This window comes from Sphingobium sp. LSP13-1-1.1, assembly GCF_040676415.1.
Lineage (GTDB): Bacteria > Pseudomonadota > Alphaproteobacteria > Sphingomonadales > Sphingomonadaceae > Sphingobium.
Genome location: NZ_JBEGHU010000004.1, coordinates 1 through 15,316, shown reverse-complemented (window position 1 = coordinate 15,316; position 15,316 = coordinate 1). Strand labels below are relative to the sequence as shown.

Sequence of the window (15,316 nt, the reverse complement as noted above, 5' to 3'; positions counted from 1 at the left end):
GTTGAATCGCGGCGCTGGCTCGCCGCGCGCCGTACCCCGATCTGCTGAAGATCGCTCAGCGAAGTGGCCCGCGCCATCACCGGTACCCGCTGGTCGGGGCCCGCCTTTTTCGGGCTCAGACAGAAGGCTGGCGCGTGAAGGCGGTCCGGTGCGCCATCTACACGAGGAAATCGAGAGAAGACGGGCTGGAGCAGGATTTCAATTCCCTGGATGCCCAGAGGGAAGCCTGCTCGGCCTACATTCTCTCACAAGCGGGTGAAGGGTGGACGCAGTTGCCTGGGCGATATGACGATGGCGGACTGTCGGACGGCACACTCGAACGGCCGGGCCTTCGCCGCCTCCTGGACGATGTCGCCAGCGGGTGCATCGACATCATCGTCGTCTACAAGGTTGATCGCCTTACCCGCTCGCTGCTCGACTTCGCGAAGCTGGTGGAAGCCTTTGACGGTGCGAACGTCTCCTTTGTTTCGGTTACCCAGGCATTCAACACCACAACAAGCATGGGTCGGCTTACACTCAACATGCTGCTCTCATTTGCGCAGTTCGAGCGGGAAGTCACAGCCGAACGCATCCGCGACAAGATCGCAGCGTCCAAGGCAAAAGGCATGTGGATGGGAGGCATCCCGCCGCTCGGCTATCGGCCCAATGGGCGCAGCCTTTCCATCATTCCTGAACATGCTGAACTCGTCCGGGAGATATGCGCTATGCCGACCTCGGGAACGTGCGGCTGCTTGCTGAAACTCTGGAACGCGAGGGAATACTCGCGCCGGAGCGGCGGACGACGACTGGCCGAAAGATCGGAGGGCGGCCGTTCACCCGAGGGCAGCTTTATCTTATGCTCGCCTGCCGCACATATATCACTGCTCCAGCGATGTTTTTGTAGCGGTGACCTGACAGGATCTGCAATTGTGTACCACCCACCTATTTGAAGACGATGGTTCCAGAAAATTGAACGATGGATGATCTTATAACAGGCGGCCCTTGACCGAACGTGGCTTTTTGGCCCTGTCCCAGTTCAGCCACCGGCCAGAATGAGAGATCCGGCATTTCATCGGCCGGGGTTAACCCGGCCGATGAAGCAAATTCGGCAGGCGTCACGGGCCCCAGGGACGTGTGAGCTCGGTTCTCGTTGAAGTCCGTCCGCCGGGTCGCGAGGTCGCCGTCACATGCAAAGCTGGCGTGATATCCTCATGTCAGTCATGCCCCATGGCTTCGAGGTTCCGTGCTATGCGCCGTAAGCCCGGCAGAAAACGGGATCGCATATCGGGCAATGAGACCCTGGCAGCCTGCGTCCCCATGTTGACGGCCGCCATCGCACCGGCTTTGCCGTGGACAGCCACGGCCACCGAACGCAGCCCCAACTCGAGCTCTTCATCCACGATCGCATATCCCTCCTCTGCGACATGCTCGAGAATCGCGAGCAGCCTGGACGGGTTGATTTCGGTCTTGGGCGTACATTGCCTCAGCTGCGTGCGACGCAGATAGGCTTCCTGATCGCCACGCGGCTGGGCCGCAAGGAGAACACGCCCCATCGACGTGCAATAGAGCGGCAGCCTGCTTCCGACCCTCAAAGCAATCGACATGATCCGTGATACCTCGGCCCTGGCGACATAATAGACTTCATCCTCTTCGATCACGCCCAGAGAGCAGGATTCGTGGAGGTCGTCGCGCAGCTGATCGAGCAACGGCTGCGCCCGCATCGCGAGTGTACTGGAGGACATGTAGGCATAGCCAAGCGCCAGAACCTTGGGACGAAGCGCATATTGCACGCCGTCCTGCGCGGCGTAGCCCGTTCGGACCAATGTGTGCAGGCAGCGCTTGACCGCAGGCCTGCTCAACCCCGTCAGTCGGCTGGCCTGCGCAATCGTCATGGGCCGCTGCTCGTTTGCAAAACAGCGAAGCACGGCGAGGCCGCGTGCCAGCGATTGCATGAACTCAGGATCCCCATTCGCCTCAAGGTCACTGTTCTCGATCATATCGCCATCCAAATCAAACGATAAACGGACAATATCACGTTTACCGATTGACGCAATATTCCGACCTAATCAGATGGTCTGCAACGGACCCTTATGGAGACTCGGATGAGCGACAAGGCGGTGGCCAGCGCCGAAGCGGCGGTGGCAGAAATTCAAGACGGCGCATCGGTCATGATCGGCGGCTTCGGCACGGCGGGGATGCCCGACCAGTTGATCGACGCGCTGATCGCGCGCGGCGTGGGCGACCTCACCATCATCAACAACAACGCCGGCAACGGCGAAGCGGGCGTCGCGGCGCTGATCCGCGAGGGCCGGGTGAAGAAGATCATCTGCTCCTTCCCGCGCCAGTCGGACTCGCATCATTTCGACGCGGCCTATCGCGCCGGAAAGATCGAGCTGGAACTGGTGGCGCAGGGCAATCTGGCAGCGCGCATCCAGGCAGCGGGCGCGGGCCTTGGCGCCATCTTCACGCCGACCGGCTATGGCACGCTGCTCGCCGAGGGCAAGGAAACGCGCGAGATCAACGGCGTCCACCATGTGCTGGAATATCCGATCCATGCCGACTTCGCGCTCATCAAGGCGCACAAGGGCGACCGCTGGGGCAACCTTGTCTACCGCAAGACCGCCCGTAATTTCGGTCCGATCATGGCGATGGCGGCCAGGACCACCATCGCGCAGGTCGGCGAGATCGTGGAGCTGGGAGCGCTCGACCCGGAGGTCGTGGTGACGCCGGGCATCTTCGTCCAGCGCGTCGTCCAGATCGCGTCCGCCACCAACCACGCACTTGCCGCCTGAGCCGGGAGACACGTACCATGAACCGCATGACCCGCGACCAGATGGCCGCCCGCGTCGCCCGCGACATTCCCGAAGGCGCCTATGTGAACCTTGGCATCGGCCTGCCGACCAAGGTCGCGAACTATCTGCCGCAAGAGCGCGAAATCTTCCTCCAGAGCGAAAACGGCCTGCTCGGCATGGGACCGGCCCCGGCGGCGGGCGAAGAGGATTGGGAACTGATCAACGCGGGCAAGCAGGCGGTGACGCTGCTGACCGGCGGCTGCTTCTTCCATCATGCCGACAGCTTCGCGATGATGCGTGGCGGCCATCTGGACATCTGCGTGTTGGGCGCGTTTCAGGTGGCGGTGAACGGCGATCTCGCCAACTGGCACACGGGCGAGCCGGGCGCGATCCCCGCCGTGGGCGGTGCGATGGACCTGGCCATCGGCGCAAAGAAGACCTTCGTGATGATGGACTTGCTGACCAAGCAGGGGGAGAGCAAGCTGGTGGACGCCTGCACCTATCCGCTGACCGGCCTCGCCTGCGTGTCGCGCGTCTACACCGATCTGGGCGTATTCGATGTCGGGCCGCAGGGCGCGCAGGTGCTGGAGATCGTCGAGGGGCTGACGCTCGATGAACTGCGCAGGCTGACCGGCGTGAAGCTGGAAATGGCCGTACAGTCGCAAGCCGCCTGAAGCCGTATAATATCGAGAGGATTTTCGATGACCGATGCTTTTATCTGCGACGCCGTTCGTACCCCCATAGGCCGCTATGCCGGCGGCCTTTCCAAGGTTCGCGCCGACGATCTGGGAGCGCTGCCCATGAAGGCGCTGCTGGAACGCAACGCCGGCCTTGATCCCGCTGCGGTCGAGGAAGTCTTCTACGGCTGCGCCAACCAGTCGGGCGAGGATAATCGCAACGTCGCGCGCATGAGCCTGCTGCTGGCGGGCGTGCCGCACACGGTGCCGGGCGTCACGCTAAACCGGCTCTGTGCATCAGGTCTGGAGGCCGTGGGTGCGGCGGCGCGGGCGATCCGGTCCGACGAGATGGCGCTTGCCATCGCCGGCGGCGTGGAAAGCATGACCCGCGCGCCTTTCGTGATGGGCAAGTCGGACGGCGCGTTCGGCCGCAACCAGAAGATCGAGGACACGACCATGGGCTGGCGCTTCGTCAACCCTGCGCTCGACGCGCTCTACGGCACGGAGACCATGCCGCGCACGGGCGAGAATGTGGCCGTCGACTATGGCGTCAGCCGCGAGGATCAGGACGCCTTCGCCCTGCGCAGCCAGCAGCGCGCCGCCGCCGCCCAGGAAAGCGGCTTCTTCGCGGAGGAGATCATCCCCGTCACTGTGCCGGGCAAGAAACGTGGCGAGACGATGGAGATCAGCGTTGACGAACATCCACGCGCCGACACCACGATCGAGACGCTGGCTAAGCTCAAGCCCCTGTTCGGGCCCGACGGCACTGTAACGGCGGGAAATGCGTCGGGCATCAATGACGGCGCGGCCGCGATGATCATCGCCAGCGAGGCGGCGGCGAATGCCAACGGCCTGACCCCGCGCGCGCGCATCCTGGGCATGGCGTCGATCGGCGTTGAGCCGCGCGTGATGGGCATCGGCCCCCTGCCCGCCACGCAAAAGCTGCTGACGCGCCTCGGCTTGACCATCGATGATTTCGACGCGATCGAACTCAACGAAGCCTTTGCCAGCCAGGGCATCGCCGTGATGCGGGGCCTCGGCCTGCCCGACGACGCTGCGCATGTGAACCCCAATGGCGGAGCGATCGCACTCGGCCACCCGCTCGGCATGTCGGGCGCGCGCATCGCCATGACTCTAGTGCATCAACTGGAAAAGACCGGCGGCAAGCGCGGCATCGCCACTTTGTGCATTGGTGTCGGCATGGGTCTGGCGTTGGCGGTGGAGCGTGTCTGAGCTAAGTCATTCACACCAAATCGCTCGCGCGGGATTTGCGATAATCGACAATCGATATCAAGTTGTCCTCGATCCAATCCGCCAGTGATCGAACTTTTCCGGCTGCTTGAACGGTGCTGTCAAAGCAAACCGGGGTTCGGTAAATGGTGGGTCATGACCAAGCCCGCCATTAGTCCGTTTCGGTATTTCAACTCCTCCCCGGAGGTGATCCGGTTGGTGGTGATGATGTATGTCCGTTTCCCGCTGTCGCTGCAGCAGGAAATGGGGCAGTGGCTGAACAATCGGGTTGAAAACAGCCATCTCTCCTTCCGACGACGGGAGCGGGCTATGCTCAGGTTCCGACCGATGCGATCCCTGCAGAAATTCGCATCCGTCCACGCCCACTTTCACAATCACTTCGCCCTGGAGCGCCATCTCGTCGATCGAGAGATTTACAAGCAAAGACGCTCGGCCGCCTTGGCCCAGTGGCAGTCTCTCGCGAGCTGAGTTTCTCCGTTCTAAGCCCGAAGTGCATCGTGTGGAGAGCGGTTCGCCTTTGTCTGACAGCACCGTTCCCACTTTTCGAGAAGTGCTCTTGAAATCGCATCGTCTCGCTCGCGAGCCGGACGACTCCTCCGTCGTTCGCACTCTCTGCCCCGCCGGATCAGTCCGGCAGCGCGCCCTTGGGAACATTCTGGGTGTAGGTCGCTTCCTCGACGCGCGACTTGATTCGCCAGCCCGCAGGCGTGCGCACATATTCGTCGATGTAGAAGAGGCCGAAGACCATGACGGGACGGGTTCCGCTCTCATCGAGGCTTTCCATCGGATTGAAGCACATCACCCGCCCGGTCGCGTGGTCGCCCTCGATCACGAAGCGGTGATTGGTGACCATGTGGTGGGATCCGCCGAATGCATTCATGCCTGTCTTCAGCCAGTCCCGCACATAGGGAAAATCGCCCGCCGGGGCACCGAACGCGCTGTAGTCGACGAAGGCGTCGGGCGTGAACACATCGTTGAGGAGATCAAAATCCCGGGTGTCGATGGCATGGGAATAATCATGGGTGAGCTTTTCGAGCTCAAGCCGGTCGGAAATCTCCTGCAGTGTCATCATCGCCTCGGGTCCTATCCTCTTCGCTTGTCATATCATGCGGCACAGCTCCGCGAACGCTGCATCTGTGCCGCAACAGTACCATCGCGCGCTTCGAAGCGATACCAGCGCTCATAATCAATCGGACGACACCCTGGATGACAGGCAAGAGGCGATCGGCGAGGTCCTCACCCCAAGCAGCGCAATCCCGATGGCGCGGATCGTGCGCGAGACCCGTCGCGCGGCTGCCCTGACTTCAGGCGGCGACCGTCGTGCGCGCCTGGTGCATCGCCTCGGCCCGGCGCTTTAGCGCCCGCGCGGTGTCGTCGAACGCGCGCTTCACCCAGCCCTGCGTGAAGTTCATCACATGGATCGCGTTCTCGCCGAAAAAGGCGTCGGTGGACAGATAGCGGCAACAATAGGGACCGAGCGGAGTGATGACCTGATCCCGCCGGGCCTCATAAGGGAATTCGGGGGTACCGGGCAGCTCCCAGGACAGCAGGCGCTCGGGCTCGAACGCGCAGAGATATTCGCACCAGGGAATGAGCGAGCCGGAGCCGGTATAGTCGACCAGCATCATGTTCACCGGCGCGCCCATTTCCAGCGTCGATTCGGCGCGCACGCAATAGGGGTTCCATTCGCCGTAGCGCGGCAGGTCGGTCAGGATCTCCCAAACGATGGCGGCCGGCGCATCGATCTCGACGGGGTCGGAAGCCACGAGCGTGCGGCGGTCATATTGCGTGAAGGGATCAAACGTCATGGCTCACTCTCCTGCTAGCGGATCGCTCCCAATATAACGCCGACAGTAGCAGGCGCCGCGCGCTTATCAATCGGGTGGCACGGGGCGCGATCAGGCGAGCGTCAGAACGCTGGTCAGGATCGACCGCACTAGGTCGGCCTGACCGCGCACGCCCATCTTCGCATAGATTCTCTTGGAATAGCTCCGCGCCGTCTCCAGCGTGATCGCCAGCTTGTCGGCCGCTTCCGCCAGCGATGCGCCCTGGCTGATGAGCAGGGCCAGCCGCGCCTCGCTGGGGAGCAGGCCGAACAATTCGGCGATCTGTTCGTGCCTGCGCGCGCCGAATCGCGTTTCGCCCTGCAGGAAAGCGATCATGACCGACGTCCTGTCGGGCGATGCCGGCACGCCAGCAAAGGGCGTCAGCATCATGTTGAGCCAGGGATCGTCCGACACACAGATCGCCTGAGGCCGGGCCGATCCCTCGGCCGAGATGGCGGCGATGGCCGATTGTAGCACCCCGTTCGCCGAGGAGCGCATCGCGACCAGCCGACCGTCCTTTCCGATCTTGAGCGCGGCGCTGTGGTCGAGGATCGCGGAGGCATGCGCGCTTGTCTGGACGACGGTGCCGGTCGCATCGAGAGTCAGCCAGCCGATGTTCAGCCGAGCAATGATGCTGTCCGCTGCGCGGGCGTGGAGCAGTTCGCCTTCGAGCGCGATATGGTTGCGCAGCGAGCGCCGGAAATGCGCCGAAAGCCGCGCGAGCAACTCCGCATCACGCTGGTGGAACGGCTTGTCCCGGCGCGCGATGAACATCCAGCCGGTGACGCCGCTCGGTTCGGTGACGCGCACCACCTTCATGTGCCGGACGCCACGCGGCTCCAGTATCTGTTGGCGATATTTCCGGTGATAGTCGTTCGTCTCGTCAAAAACGTCGTTCAGGTCGTAGACCTGCCCTTCGCGCAGGGTCCCGCCCATGACGGGGTCGGAGCGGTAGAAGCTTTCGCGATAGAATTGATGGACCTCCACCGGTGCGTCGTCGCCTGCGAACAGCTCCACCACGCCGCCCGGCCCACGATCCGGCGGCTTAAAGATGATACCGGAATAGTCGGCGTCCAGCTCCGCGCGCAGCAGCTCCAGGAACGTCGTCCAGGGCGGCGTTTCGAAGGGGCCGTCGTGCAACGCTGCGATCAACCGGTCCGCGACATCATTCATAACGCGATGAACCTCCCATATGGGGACACCGCTGTCCAGACGATTCGCTATCGTCTCGCCATCCGGCATCGCCGCCGCACCGAATGCGGGCATCGGCGCGCGAGCAAGAGAGAGTGGAGAGCGATGGCAGACAATACTCCCGGCAGCGCCGATTCATACGAACATGTGTGGAACGAGCACACCAAGGTTCTGGCCGACATCCGCGCCCAATGGTTCGCCTCGGGATGGGCAGACACGCCCGAGGAGCAGGATCGGGCGATGTTCCACGTCATGTCGATCGAGCACACCGGCTTCAACGTCTTCGTCGCGCCAAGGCAGGATTACCCCTTCTTCAGCAAGACGCACGCCTTCCATCACCCGATGACCTTCACCTGGGGCCTGTGCTGCCCCGATTTCCACTATCAGTTCGCCTTTGCCGACGGCGCGGGCACCTACCGGATCACGGGCAAGACCGGCACCACCCGCTGGAGCGAGCTCCACGTGCAGAGCGAGTTCTGGGGCGATCCCAAGTTCCGCCAGGTCGCCATCCTGGAGTTCGGCAAGATGCATGTCGAGGCGGACGGCAGTTTCGAGATCATCCTCTCGCCCGACCAGCATGACGGCAACTGGATCAAGACTGACCCGAGCGAGAACCAGTTGCTTCTTGTTATTCGCGACGCGATGTACGACTGGACGAACGACGTACCCGCAGTGGTCCAGATCGAGCGTCTTGACGGCCTCGACAAGCCCCGCCTCCAGATCAGCAACCGCGACCTTGCCACCCGCATCCGCAAGCTGACGAACTTCGCCCGTGAATCGGCGCGGCACTGGATCGGACGCAACGACGAGATCGTCGGCGACGTGGGCGTCAACGTCTTCTGGACCGGCAAGGAGCAGAACCTGGGTGGGATCCAGCACGCCGCCTATCATTTCATGGTGTTCGACATTGCCGAGGACGAGGGGCTGGTATTTGAGTTCGACCCGCCGAAGACCTCGACGTTCTGGGCATTCCAGCTCGCCAACCTGCAATATGACACGGTCGATTATCTCAATAACCAGTCATCGCTGAACGCCATGCAGACAAGGGTCGATCCGGACGGCAAGATCCGCATCGTCGTCTCTGCCCGCGACCCGGGAATCGCGAACTGGATGGATACGGTCGGTCATCTGCGGGGCGTCTGCGCATCGCGCTGGGTCTGGTGCGATCCGGTGCCCGAGCCAGTCGTCACCAGGGTCAAGCTCGCAGATCTGCCGAACCGTCTCCACGTCGGCTCGCCCACGGTCTCGCCCGAGGAGCGGTGCGCCATCGTGACCGCGCGAGGCGCGGGCATTCGCCGCATGTACGGCATTTGAAAGGGGGCGATCCATGTCCTTGCCAAGCGCAGCGGAGCTGATGCGCGCCGCCGAAATCGAAACCGCGCTCGATGACTGGGCGCTCGACCATGTCGGCACGCCCGAGCGCCTGCTGACCACTTTCGTCAATGATCTCAACCAGCCCTCGAACCTGCATCCGCGCGGGGAGGTGCGGTTCTACCGTTTCCTGATGGATATCCTGACCTCACGCCTCAAATATGTCGCCGATCGCAAGCGCCATCCGGGATGGCGCGACGAGACGGTCAAGGCGCCGATCTTCATCCTGGGCCTGCCGCGTTCGGGCACGACCTTCCTCCATAACTTGCTGGGGTCCGACCCCCTGAACCGCGCGCCGCGTCTGTTCGAGATGCACTATCCCTCTCCGCGCGCCGACGATGCTTTCACCCGTGGTCTGCGTGAGACCAAGTGTCAGGAACGGCTCGGCGACCTCGGCCTGCTCGACGACGACTGGCTGGGCGTCCACCCCATGGGTGCCGACCGCGCGGAGGAATGCCTGTTCTTCTGGGAGCTGCTTCTGGCCTCGGCGACGTTCACCGCCCTTGCCGAACTGCCGACCTATCAGGAGATCCTGTTCCAGCAGGACTTCCGCGCGATCTATCGTGAACAGCGCGATTTCCTCAAATATCTGCAGCATGGGCTGCCGCCGCGCCGGTGGGTGCTGAAGACACCGCTGCACGTGCGCTTCCTCGAAGAGATTGTCGAGGTCTTCCCCGACGCCATGTTCATTCATTGTCATCGCGACACGGCCAAGATCTATCCGTCGATCGCCAACATGGCGACCGTGCTGCACAGCAAGTTCGCCGCCGCGGCGCCGGGCGAAAAGAGCATCGTCGGCGATTATGACGACACCTGGGAAAAAGCGCTCGAGTTCCGGCAACGGCCCGGCATGGCGGAGCGGTTCGTCGACGTGCGCTTCCTGGATTTCCGGGCCGATCCGATCGGCACTGTGCGATCCATCTATTCGCGGCTCGGCCTCGAGTTCAGCGAAGACCGCGCGGCGGCGATGGAAGCCTGGCTCGCCAATGATTCGAGCGAGCGATCCGGGCGCGCGCATCATCAGTATTCACTGGCGGACATCGGCATGACCGAGGCCGACATCGACCGGATCAGCGGCGATTATCTGAAGGCTTTCGACGTTCCGCTGGAGCGCTGATCCTGATTTTCAACTGGCCCGGAGCAGGCGGGTCGTCCAGTCTGGCAAGAAATAGAAAGAGGATTTGAAATGGCAAAGCTGAAGGACGGCGTCGCGCTCGTCACCGGTGGCGGGCAGGGCATGGGTCATGGCATCGCTCTCCGCTTCGCGCGCGACGGCGCCAAGGTCGTCGTGGTGGGCCGGACGCAGAGCAAGATCGACCGCACCGTCGCCGAGATCCAGGCGGCCGGGGGAACGGCGCTCGCCTGCCTCGCCGACGTCTCGGTCGAGGAGGATACGCGCCGGATGGTCGAGACGGCGGTCTCCGCCTACGGCCGGCTCGATTTCGCCGCCAATGTGGCTGGCGTCGCACACATGCCCAATTACATGCACAAGCTGACGCTGCAGGAATATGAGGACGATTTCGCGGTAAACGCCCGCGGCGTGTTCCTGTCGATGAAGTATCAGATCCAGGCGATGCTGGAGAATGGCGGCGGCTCGATCGTCAACGTGACGTCGGGATCGGCGATCAACGGCTTCGCGTTCTTCAGTGCCTATTCGGCGGCAAAGCACGCGGCGGTCGGCCTGACGCGGGCGGCGGCGCTGGAATATGCAGACAAGGGCATTCGCGTGAACAGCGTGGCCCCCGGGGCGATCGCCACGCCGATGCTGACCAACAACGACGAATCGGTGCTGAGCCCGATGCGCGAAGCAATCGCCATGAAACGTTTCGGCAGGGAGGAGGAGATCGCGGCCGCCACCGTCTGGCTGTGCTCTGATGAATCGAGCTACGTCACCGGGTCGGTCCTCCCCGTCGAGGGCGGCTTTACCGCATCATGCATCAGCATTGTCTCGGCCGTGTCCTACCCGTCTGTGGGCTGAACCGGCCGAAGGTCTAAGTGGGAGAGGACGGATGAACAGGTTCGACGGAAAGGTCGTGCTGGTCACGGGCGCAAGCTCCGGCATCGGCAAGGCCGCGGCGATCATGCTTGGCGACCGGGGTGCGCACGTCCTGGTCGCCGCGCGCCGGGCGGCGCAGTCCGAGGGCACCGTCGATCATATCCGCAGCGCGGGCGGTGAGGCTACGTTCGTCCAGATGGATGTCGCCGACGCCGCCAGCGTCGCCGCCGGCTTCGACCGTATCCAGTCGTCGTTCGGAAGGCTGGATGCGGCCTTCAACAACGCCGGCATCACCAACGACTTCAAGGCGTTGAGCGACACGACCGATGCGGAGGTCCGCTCGCTGATCGAGACCAACCTCTATGGCACGGTCGAATGCATGCGGCACGAGCTGCGCCTCATGCGGCCGGCCCGCAAGGGCGTAATCTTGAACACCGGCTCCACCGCCAGCATCGCGGGGTCGGGCTATCTCGCGGTCTACGCGGCGACCAAGCATGCGATCGTCGGTCTGACCAAGTCGGCGGCGCTCGAATATGCGAGGGAGGGCATCCGGATAAACTGCCTGTGCCCTGGCGGCGTGAAAACCGAGATCGCCGCCGTCGCCATCGAGCGCGATCCCTCGCTGGAATCCTTCATCACCAAGAAGGTGCCGTTGCAGCGGATGGCTGACCCGAGCGAAATCGCGGAGGTCGCCTGCTTCCTGCTGTCGGATGCGGCCAGCTTCATGACCGGTTCGGTCGTGCTCGCGGACGGCGGGCAGACAGTGGGGTTCAGCGTCGCGCCCGAAGAATGACGCAGAGGACGATGGAGGGAAGTTGATGAGCAGCGCAGCAAGGTTCGTGGACAAGGTGGCGATCGTCACCGGCGCCGCCACCGGCATCGGACGGGCGACGCTCGCCCGGCTGGCGAGCGAGGGCGCGACCCTCCTCGCGGTGGACGTCAACGTGGACGCGCTGGCCGAATCAGCCGATCAGGCACGTAGCGCGGCGGGTCAGGCAGGCCGGGTGGAGACCGTAGTGGCATCGATCACCGACGAGGCGGCGATCAAAAGCGCTTTCGCCGGGTTCGCGGAACGCCAGGGCAAGCTCGACGTGCTGATCAATGTCGCCGGCGTGCTGCGCGCGGTGCACAGCGTGGAGGAGACGTTGGAGGACTTCGTCCGCATCCTCCAGATCAATCTGGTCGGCACCTTTCTGTGCTGCCGCGAGGCGCTACCCTATCTCCTCGAATCGAAGGGCAACATCGTGAATACCGCTTCCACCTCGGCTTATTTCGGCCATCCCTACATGGCGGCCTATGCCGCCAGCAAGGGCGGGGTGGCCGCGCTGACTCACACGTTGGGCTGGGAGTATATCAAGCGCGGCGTGCGCGTAAACGCGGTCGCGCCCGGCGGGATCGCCACCCCGATGACCGACGCCATGGGAGCCGGCGGGTTTCCGGAGGGCGCGGACATGTCGCTCTTCGCGCATCTGTCGCGGCCGGATGGGATCTATGGTTCGCCGGAGAATATCGCCAGCATCATCGCGATGATCGCGTCCGAGGACGGCGCGTATATGAACGCGGAGGTCGTGCGGGTTGACGGAGGCTATCATGGCTGACGACGGATCGCCGCGGGAACGGCTTTCGCTCGCGAGTATAGCGGATGCCTGAAATCCTCATCATCGGTGCATCGGGTCTGGCCGGTTCGGCGGCGCTCAAGCATTTTGCCGCCAAGCCCGGCTGGAAGGTCACGGCCGTTTCGCGGCGGCGGCCGCTATTCTGTCCCGACCATGTCGAGCATATCCCGCTCGACCTGCTGGACGGTGAGAAATGCGCCGAGATCTTCGCCGCGATGCCGGGCGTGACCCATATCGCTTATTGTGCCGTCAACGAGCAGCAAGGGAACATGATCGCCGGATGGCGCGACCCCGAGCAGTACGCCAGGAACATGGCGATGCTGCGCAACGTGGTCGATCCGATCCTGTCCACCGCGCACGGCTTTCGCCACATCGGGCTCGTCCATGGCTTCAAGGCCTATGGCTCGCATCTCATCGAGCGCACGCCGCCCATGCCCTACAAGGAATCACTCCCGCGCATAGACCAAGAAAATTTCTATCATCAACATGAGGACTATATCCGGGCGAAGCAGCGGGGCGCGTCCTGGGCGTGGACGATTATCCGGCCGGGCATGATCGTCGGTGAGGCGGTGGGCGCGAACATGAACACCTTCCTGGTGCTCGCCCTGTTCGCGGCGCTCCGCAAGGAGGCGGGGCTGCCCCTCCTCGTGCCGGATGGGGCCAGCATGATAACCGATATCGCCGACGCCGACCTTCTCGCGCAGGGGCTCGACTGGGCGGCCGGGGCGGAGAATGCGCGCAACGAGGCGTTCAACCTCGTCAACGGCGACGTCTTTTCGCTGCACGACGCATTTCCCATCGTGGCGGAGGAACTGGCCATGGAGCTGGCCGCGCCCCAGCCGTTCGACATTGCGGAGGAGGTTCGCGCCCTGGCGCATCTCTGGCCCGGCATGGTGCGCAAATACGGGTTGAAAGCGCCTGAGGATCTGGACGCGTTGCTGGGCGAATCGCTTGCGGTGGGGGGCGGCTGGTCCTATCCGCTCGATCCCGCCCATGTCGTCCGTTACGGCCTCTCCAGCACTATCAAGATCCGTCAGGCGGGCTTTCACGACTGCATGGATACGGCGGAGATGTTCCGGAAATATACGCGCCGGTTCCAGCAGCTCAAGATCATCCCGGCCGTCGCCTGACGCGGGATCATGCTGATACGTACCAATATTATGGTCCATCCGGCCCATCTGCCGCCCAATGGGCTGGTAGCCGACGACATTGCGCTGTTTCAACGTGGTTTGGACGAGGTCAGGCGCTTCGTGGCCGTGCGGCTGGGGCTTCGTTAGGAACGGAGAGCCGCATATGGATTTCGAATCGATCCGCGGCATGAGCGGCCTGATGTTTCCAGACGGACCGCGCTGGCGCGATAGGCTCTTCTGGTTCTCGGACATATTGGCAGGGCGAGTCCACGCGATTACGCCGGAGGGCTCTGTCAGAGCAAAATGGCGCGTTGCTCTGGGCGCTGCTAAAGTAGGGCATGAGCCGCTCCAAGCCTGACAATCCGTCCGCTACTTCAACTCGTCGCGCGAGGTGATGCGGCTGGCGGTGATGATGTACGTGCGCTTCCCGCTCAGCCTCAGGAACGTGGAAGACCTGCTCTTCGAGCGCGGTATCGACATCAGCCACGAGACGGTGCGCTACTGATGGAACAGGTTCTGCCCGCTGTTCGCAGGCGACATTCGCCGGCAGCGGATCAGCCGCATGCGGGGATTTCGCCACTGGCGCTGGCACCTCGACGAAATGTACGTCAAGGTGAATGGCGAAATGGTTTATCTATGGCACGCCGTCGATCAGGAAGGCGAGATCCTGGAGAGCTATGCTGCGCTTCCGACAAATCAGGTCGTTACAGAAATTCGCATCCGTACACGCCAACGTCCACAACCACTTCGCACTGGAACGCCACCTCGTCGATCGCCAGACCTATAAGGAAAGACGCTCAGCTGCCTTTGCTGAGTGGTATTCTCTCATGAGCTGATCCCCTACCCTCGCGATCCAAAGTGCATCGCGTGGAGAGCAGTTCGCCTTTGTCTGACAGCACCCCGCTGATAGATTTCTCCAAGAAAATCATCAACTTAGTAGAAAAGGAGTTGGCGGAGAGGGAGGGATTAATAACCGTCATCGAAACAGTATAAATTCCAGCCTTCTGCACACTTCAACTGCAACTTTACCACATCCGTTCCCACGGACTCCTCTGCTGGTCATAAAACCACCAGCTTAATAGCATGGTGACGGATGATCTTGGATCTGTCCAGATACTATTGTTCGACTGGAATTGGCCGATTTGAGACGGTCCGGTTATTGGCGGACATAAGCAGAAAGCTGCCCTTCCGCTGTCATGGCCCGGCACTATGGTAGGCGGGCAATAGCCGCCGGTCGGCCGTCGACCAGTTGTGGACATACCGCCGTTTGGGCATTGCTATCCTAAGCTGACGTTTCAATCGCCCGGAGCATCGCAGGCATGAGACTGCCGATACGAAATTATCTCTCTAGGCCGCTGACTGAACCGCCCCGGGATTGCCGGAGGCCATTTGGCTTAAATTATGCTGCCATGGGTGTGTCGTCCAGCATGGCGTAGTAGAGCTCCTCGGCTTCGGCAGGCGGGATGTTGCCGATGGGTGCGAGCAAG

Annotated in this window: 17 protein-coding genes and 2 pseudogenes; 14 read left to right on the top strand and 5 right to left on the bottom strand. The window is 62.8% G+C overall.

From position 1 onward, the window contains the following. Positions 1 to 57: 57 nt before the first annotated feature. Together MRBLSP13_RS04225 and MRBLSP13_RS04220 are read left to right on the top strand one after the other, a co-directional pair. Positions 58 to 138, top strand: a pseudogene (locus tag MRBLSP13_RS04225) (DUF2924 domain-containing protein); the annotation flags it as partial. Further along, the gene (locus MRBLSP13_RS04220; protein WP_363740021.1) at positions 135 to 929 is read left to right on the top strand and encodes a recombinase family protein; all 795 of its coding nucleotides are present in this window, start codon (positions 135 to 137) and stop codon (positions 927 to 929) included. The pseudogene MRBLSP13_RS04225 and the gene MRBLSP13_RS04220, both read left to right, overlap by 4 nt. Here the strand turns inward: MRBLSP13_RS04220 and MRBLSP13_RS04215 are convergent. Continuing rightward, a complete protein-coding gene (locus MRBLSP13_RS04215) occupies positions 922 to 1,098 on the bottom strand; it encodes a hypothetical protein (RefSeq protein WP_363752917.1) in 177 nt (58 codons plus the stop codon). The two genes, MRBLSP13_RS04220 and MRBLSP13_RS04215, sit on opposite strands and share 8 nt — an antisense overlap. Positions 1,099 to 1,193: 95 nt before the next feature. Next, positions 1,194 to 1,931, bottom strand: coding sequence for an IclR family transcriptional regulator domain-containing protein (locus tag MRBLSP13_RS04210; RefSeq protein ID WP_363753058.1), 738 nt, complete (start codon positions 1,929 to 1,931; stop codon positions 1,194 to 1,196). Between the two features lie 150 nt (positions 1,932 to 2,081). Between MRBLSP13_RS04210 and MRBLSP13_RS04205 the strand changes: the two genes are divergently transcribed. From MRBLSP13_RS04205 to MRBLSP13_RS04190, 4 genes are all read left to right on the top strand, one after another. Continuing rightward, positions 2,082 to 2,771, top strand: a complete 690-nt coding sequence (locus MRBLSP13_RS04205) for a 3-oxoacid CoA-transferase subunit A (RefSeq protein ID WP_363752914.1) — start codon at positions 2,082 to 2,084, stop codon at positions 2,769 to 2,771. Between the two features lie 17 nt (positions 2,772 to 2,788). Beyond that, on the top strand, positions 2,789 to 3,445 hold the full coding sequence (locus tag MRBLSP13_RS04200) for a 3-oxoacid CoA-transferase subunit B (RefSeq protein ID WP_363752911.1): 657 nt from the start codon (positions 2,789 to 2,791) through the stop codon (positions 3,443 to 3,445). Positions 3,446 to 3,472: 27 nt separating this feature from the next. Next, positions 3,473 to 4,681, top strand: a complete 1,209-nt coding sequence (gene pcaF / locus MRBLSP13_RS04195) for a 3-oxoadipyl-CoA thiolase (protein WP_363740025.1) — start codon at positions 3,473 to 3,475, stop codon at positions 4,679 to 4,681. 153 nt (positions 4,682 to 4,834) lie between these two features. Beyond that, entirely contained in the window at positions 4,835 to 5,167 is a 333-nt protein-coding gene (locus tag MRBLSP13_RS04190; protein ID WP_363752908.1) for a DDE-type integrase/transposase/recombinase, read from the top strand. A 157-nt stretch (positions 5,168 to 5,324) separates the two neighbouring features. Here the strand turns inward: MRBLSP13_RS04190 and MRBLSP13_RS04185 are convergent, their stop codons facing one another. From MRBLSP13_RS04185 to MRBLSP13_RS04175, 3 genes are all read right to left on the bottom strand, one after another. Next, positions 5,325 to 5,771: a nuclear transport factor 2 family protein gene (locus MRBLSP13_RS04185; RefSeq protein ID WP_363740027.1), complete on the bottom strand. Its 447-nt coding sequence runs from the start codon at positions 5,769 to 5,771 to the stop codon at positions 5,325 to 5,327. A 232-nt stretch (positions 5,772 to 6,003) separates the two neighbouring features. Further along, on the bottom strand, positions 6,004 to 6,507 hold the full coding sequence (locus MRBLSP13_RS04180) for an SRPBCC domain-containing protein (protein WP_363752905.1): 504 nt from the start codon (positions 6,505 to 6,507) through the stop codon (positions 6,004 to 6,006). A gap of 90 nt (positions 6,508 to 6,597) precedes the next feature. After that, a complete protein-coding gene (locus MRBLSP13_RS04175; RefSeq protein WP_363752902.1) occupies positions 6,598 to 7,791 on the bottom strand; it encodes a helix-turn-helix transcriptional regulator in 1,194 nt (397 codons plus the stop codon). A gap of 30 nt (positions 7,792 to 7,821) precedes the next feature. Here MRBLSP13_RS04175 and MRBLSP13_RS04170 point away from each other — a divergent pair, with 30 nt between their 5' ends. From MRBLSP13_RS04170 to MRBLSP13_RS04135, 8 genes and pseudogenes are all read left to right on the top strand, one after another. Continuing rightward, positions 7,822 to 9,030: a DUF1214 domain-containing protein gene (locus MRBLSP13_RS04170; protein ID WP_363752899.1), complete on the top strand. Its 1,209-nt coding sequence runs from the start codon at positions 7,822 to 7,824 to the stop codon at positions 9,028 to 9,030. A 13-nt stretch (positions 9,031 to 9,043) separates the two neighbouring features. Next, positions 9,044 to 10,204 (top strand): sulfotransferase family protein, encoded by a 1,161-nt coding sequence (locus MRBLSP13_RS04165; protein ID WP_133653885.1) that lies wholly within the window; start codon positions 9,044 to 9,046, stop codon positions 10,202 to 10,204. A 69-nt stretch (positions 10,205 to 10,273) separates the two neighbouring features. Further along, positions 10,274 to 11,065 carry an SDR family NAD(P)-dependent oxidoreductase gene (locus tag MRBLSP13_RS04160; protein WP_363752896.1) on the top strand — a complete coding sequence of 264 codons (792 nt, stop codon included), beginning with the start codon at positions 10,274 to 10,276 and terminating at the stop codon, positions 11,063 to 11,065. A gap of 31 nt (positions 11,066 to 11,096) precedes the next feature. After that, positions 11,097 to 11,876, top strand: a complete 780-nt coding sequence (locus MRBLSP13_RS04155; protein ID WP_363740033.1) for an SDR family NAD(P)-dependent oxidoreductase — start codon at positions 11,097 to 11,099, stop codon at positions 11,874 to 11,876. A gap of 25 nt (positions 11,877 to 11,901) precedes the next feature. Beyond that, entirely contained in the window at positions 11,902 to 12,681 is a 780-nt protein-coding gene (locus MRBLSP13_RS04150) for an SDR family NAD(P)-dependent oxidoreductase (RefSeq protein WP_363752893.1), read from the top strand. 44 nt (positions 12,682 to 12,725) lie between these two features. Beyond that, positions 12,726 to 13,829 (top strand): NAD-dependent epimerase/dehydratase family protein, encoded by a 1,104-nt coding sequence (locus tag MRBLSP13_RS04145; protein WP_363752890.1) that lies wholly within the window; start codon positions 12,726 to 12,728, stop codon positions 13,827 to 13,829. Between the two features lie 9 nt (positions 13,830 to 13,838). Then, on the top strand, positions 13,839 to 13,976 hold the full coding sequence (locus tag MRBLSP13_RS04140; RefSeq protein WP_363752887.1) for a hypothetical protein: 138 nt from the start codon (positions 13,839 to 13,841) through the stop codon (positions 13,974 to 13,976). A 247-nt stretch (positions 13,977 to 14,223) separates the two neighbouring features. Then, positions 14,224 to 14,665 (top strand): annotated as a pseudogene (locus MRBLSP13_RS04135) (DDE-type integrase/transposase/recombinase). Positions 14,666 to 15,316 lie beyond the last annotated feature (651 nt).

Coding starts and splice junctions, on each gene's coding strand:
- MRBLSP13_RS04210 (WP_363753058.1), bottom strand. CDS start 1,931: ATGCAATCGCTGGCACGCGGCCTCGCCGTGCTTCGCTGTTTTGCAAAC.
- MRBLSP13_RS04205 (WP_363752914.1), top strand. CDS start 2,082: ATGAGCGACAAGGCGGTGGCCAGCGCCGAAGCGGCGGTGGCAGAAATT.
- MRBLSP13_RS04200 (WP_363752911.1), top strand. CDS start 2,789: ATGAACCGCATGACCCGCGACCAGATGGCCGCCCGCGTCGCCCGCGAC.
- pcaF (WP_363740025.1), top strand. CDS start 3,473: ATGACCGATGCTTTTATCTGCGACGCCGTTCGTACCCCCATAGGCCGC.
- MRBLSP13_RS04190 (WP_363752908.1), top strand. CDS start 4,835: ATGACCAAGCCCGCCATTAGTCCGTTTCGGTATTTCAACTCCTCCCCG.
- MRBLSP13_RS04185 (WP_363740027.1), bottom strand. CDS start 5,771: ATGATGACACTGCAGGAGATTTCCGACCGGCTTGAGCTCGAAAAGCTC.
- MRBLSP13_RS04180 (WP_363752905.1), bottom strand. CDS start 6,507: ATGACGTTTGATCCCTTCACGCAATATGACCGCCGCACGCTCGTGGCT.
- MRBLSP13_RS04175 (WP_363752902.1), bottom strand. CDS start 7,791: ATGCCCGCATTCGGTGCGGCGGCGATGCCGGATGGCGAGACGATAGCG.
- MRBLSP13_RS04170 (WP_363752899.1), top strand. CDS start 7,822: ATGGCAGACAATACTCCCGGCAGCGCCGATTCATACGAACATGTGTGG.
- MRBLSP13_RS04165 (WP_133653885.1), top strand. CDS start 9,044: ATGTCCTTGCCAAGCGCAGCGGAGCTGATGCGCGCCGCCGAAATCGAA.
- MRBLSP13_RS04160 (WP_363752896.1), top strand. CDS start 10,274: ATGGCAAAGCTGAAGGACGGCGTCGCGCTCGTCACCGGTGGCGGGCAG.
- MRBLSP13_RS04155 (WP_363740033.1), top strand. CDS start 11,097: ATGAACAGGTTCGACGGAAAGGTCGTGCTGGTCACGGGCGCAAGCTCC.
- MRBLSP13_RS04150 (WP_363752893.1), top strand. CDS start 11,902: ATGAGCAGCGCAGCAAGGTTCGTGGACAAGGTGGCGATCGTCACCGGC.
- MRBLSP13_RS04145 (WP_363752890.1), top strand. CDS start 12,726: ATGCCTGAAATCCTCATCATCGGTGCATCGGGTCTGGCCGGTTCGGCG.
- MRBLSP13_RS04140 (WP_363752887.1), top strand. CDS start 13,839: ATGCTGATACGTACCAATATTATGGTCCATCCGGCCCATCTGCCGCCC.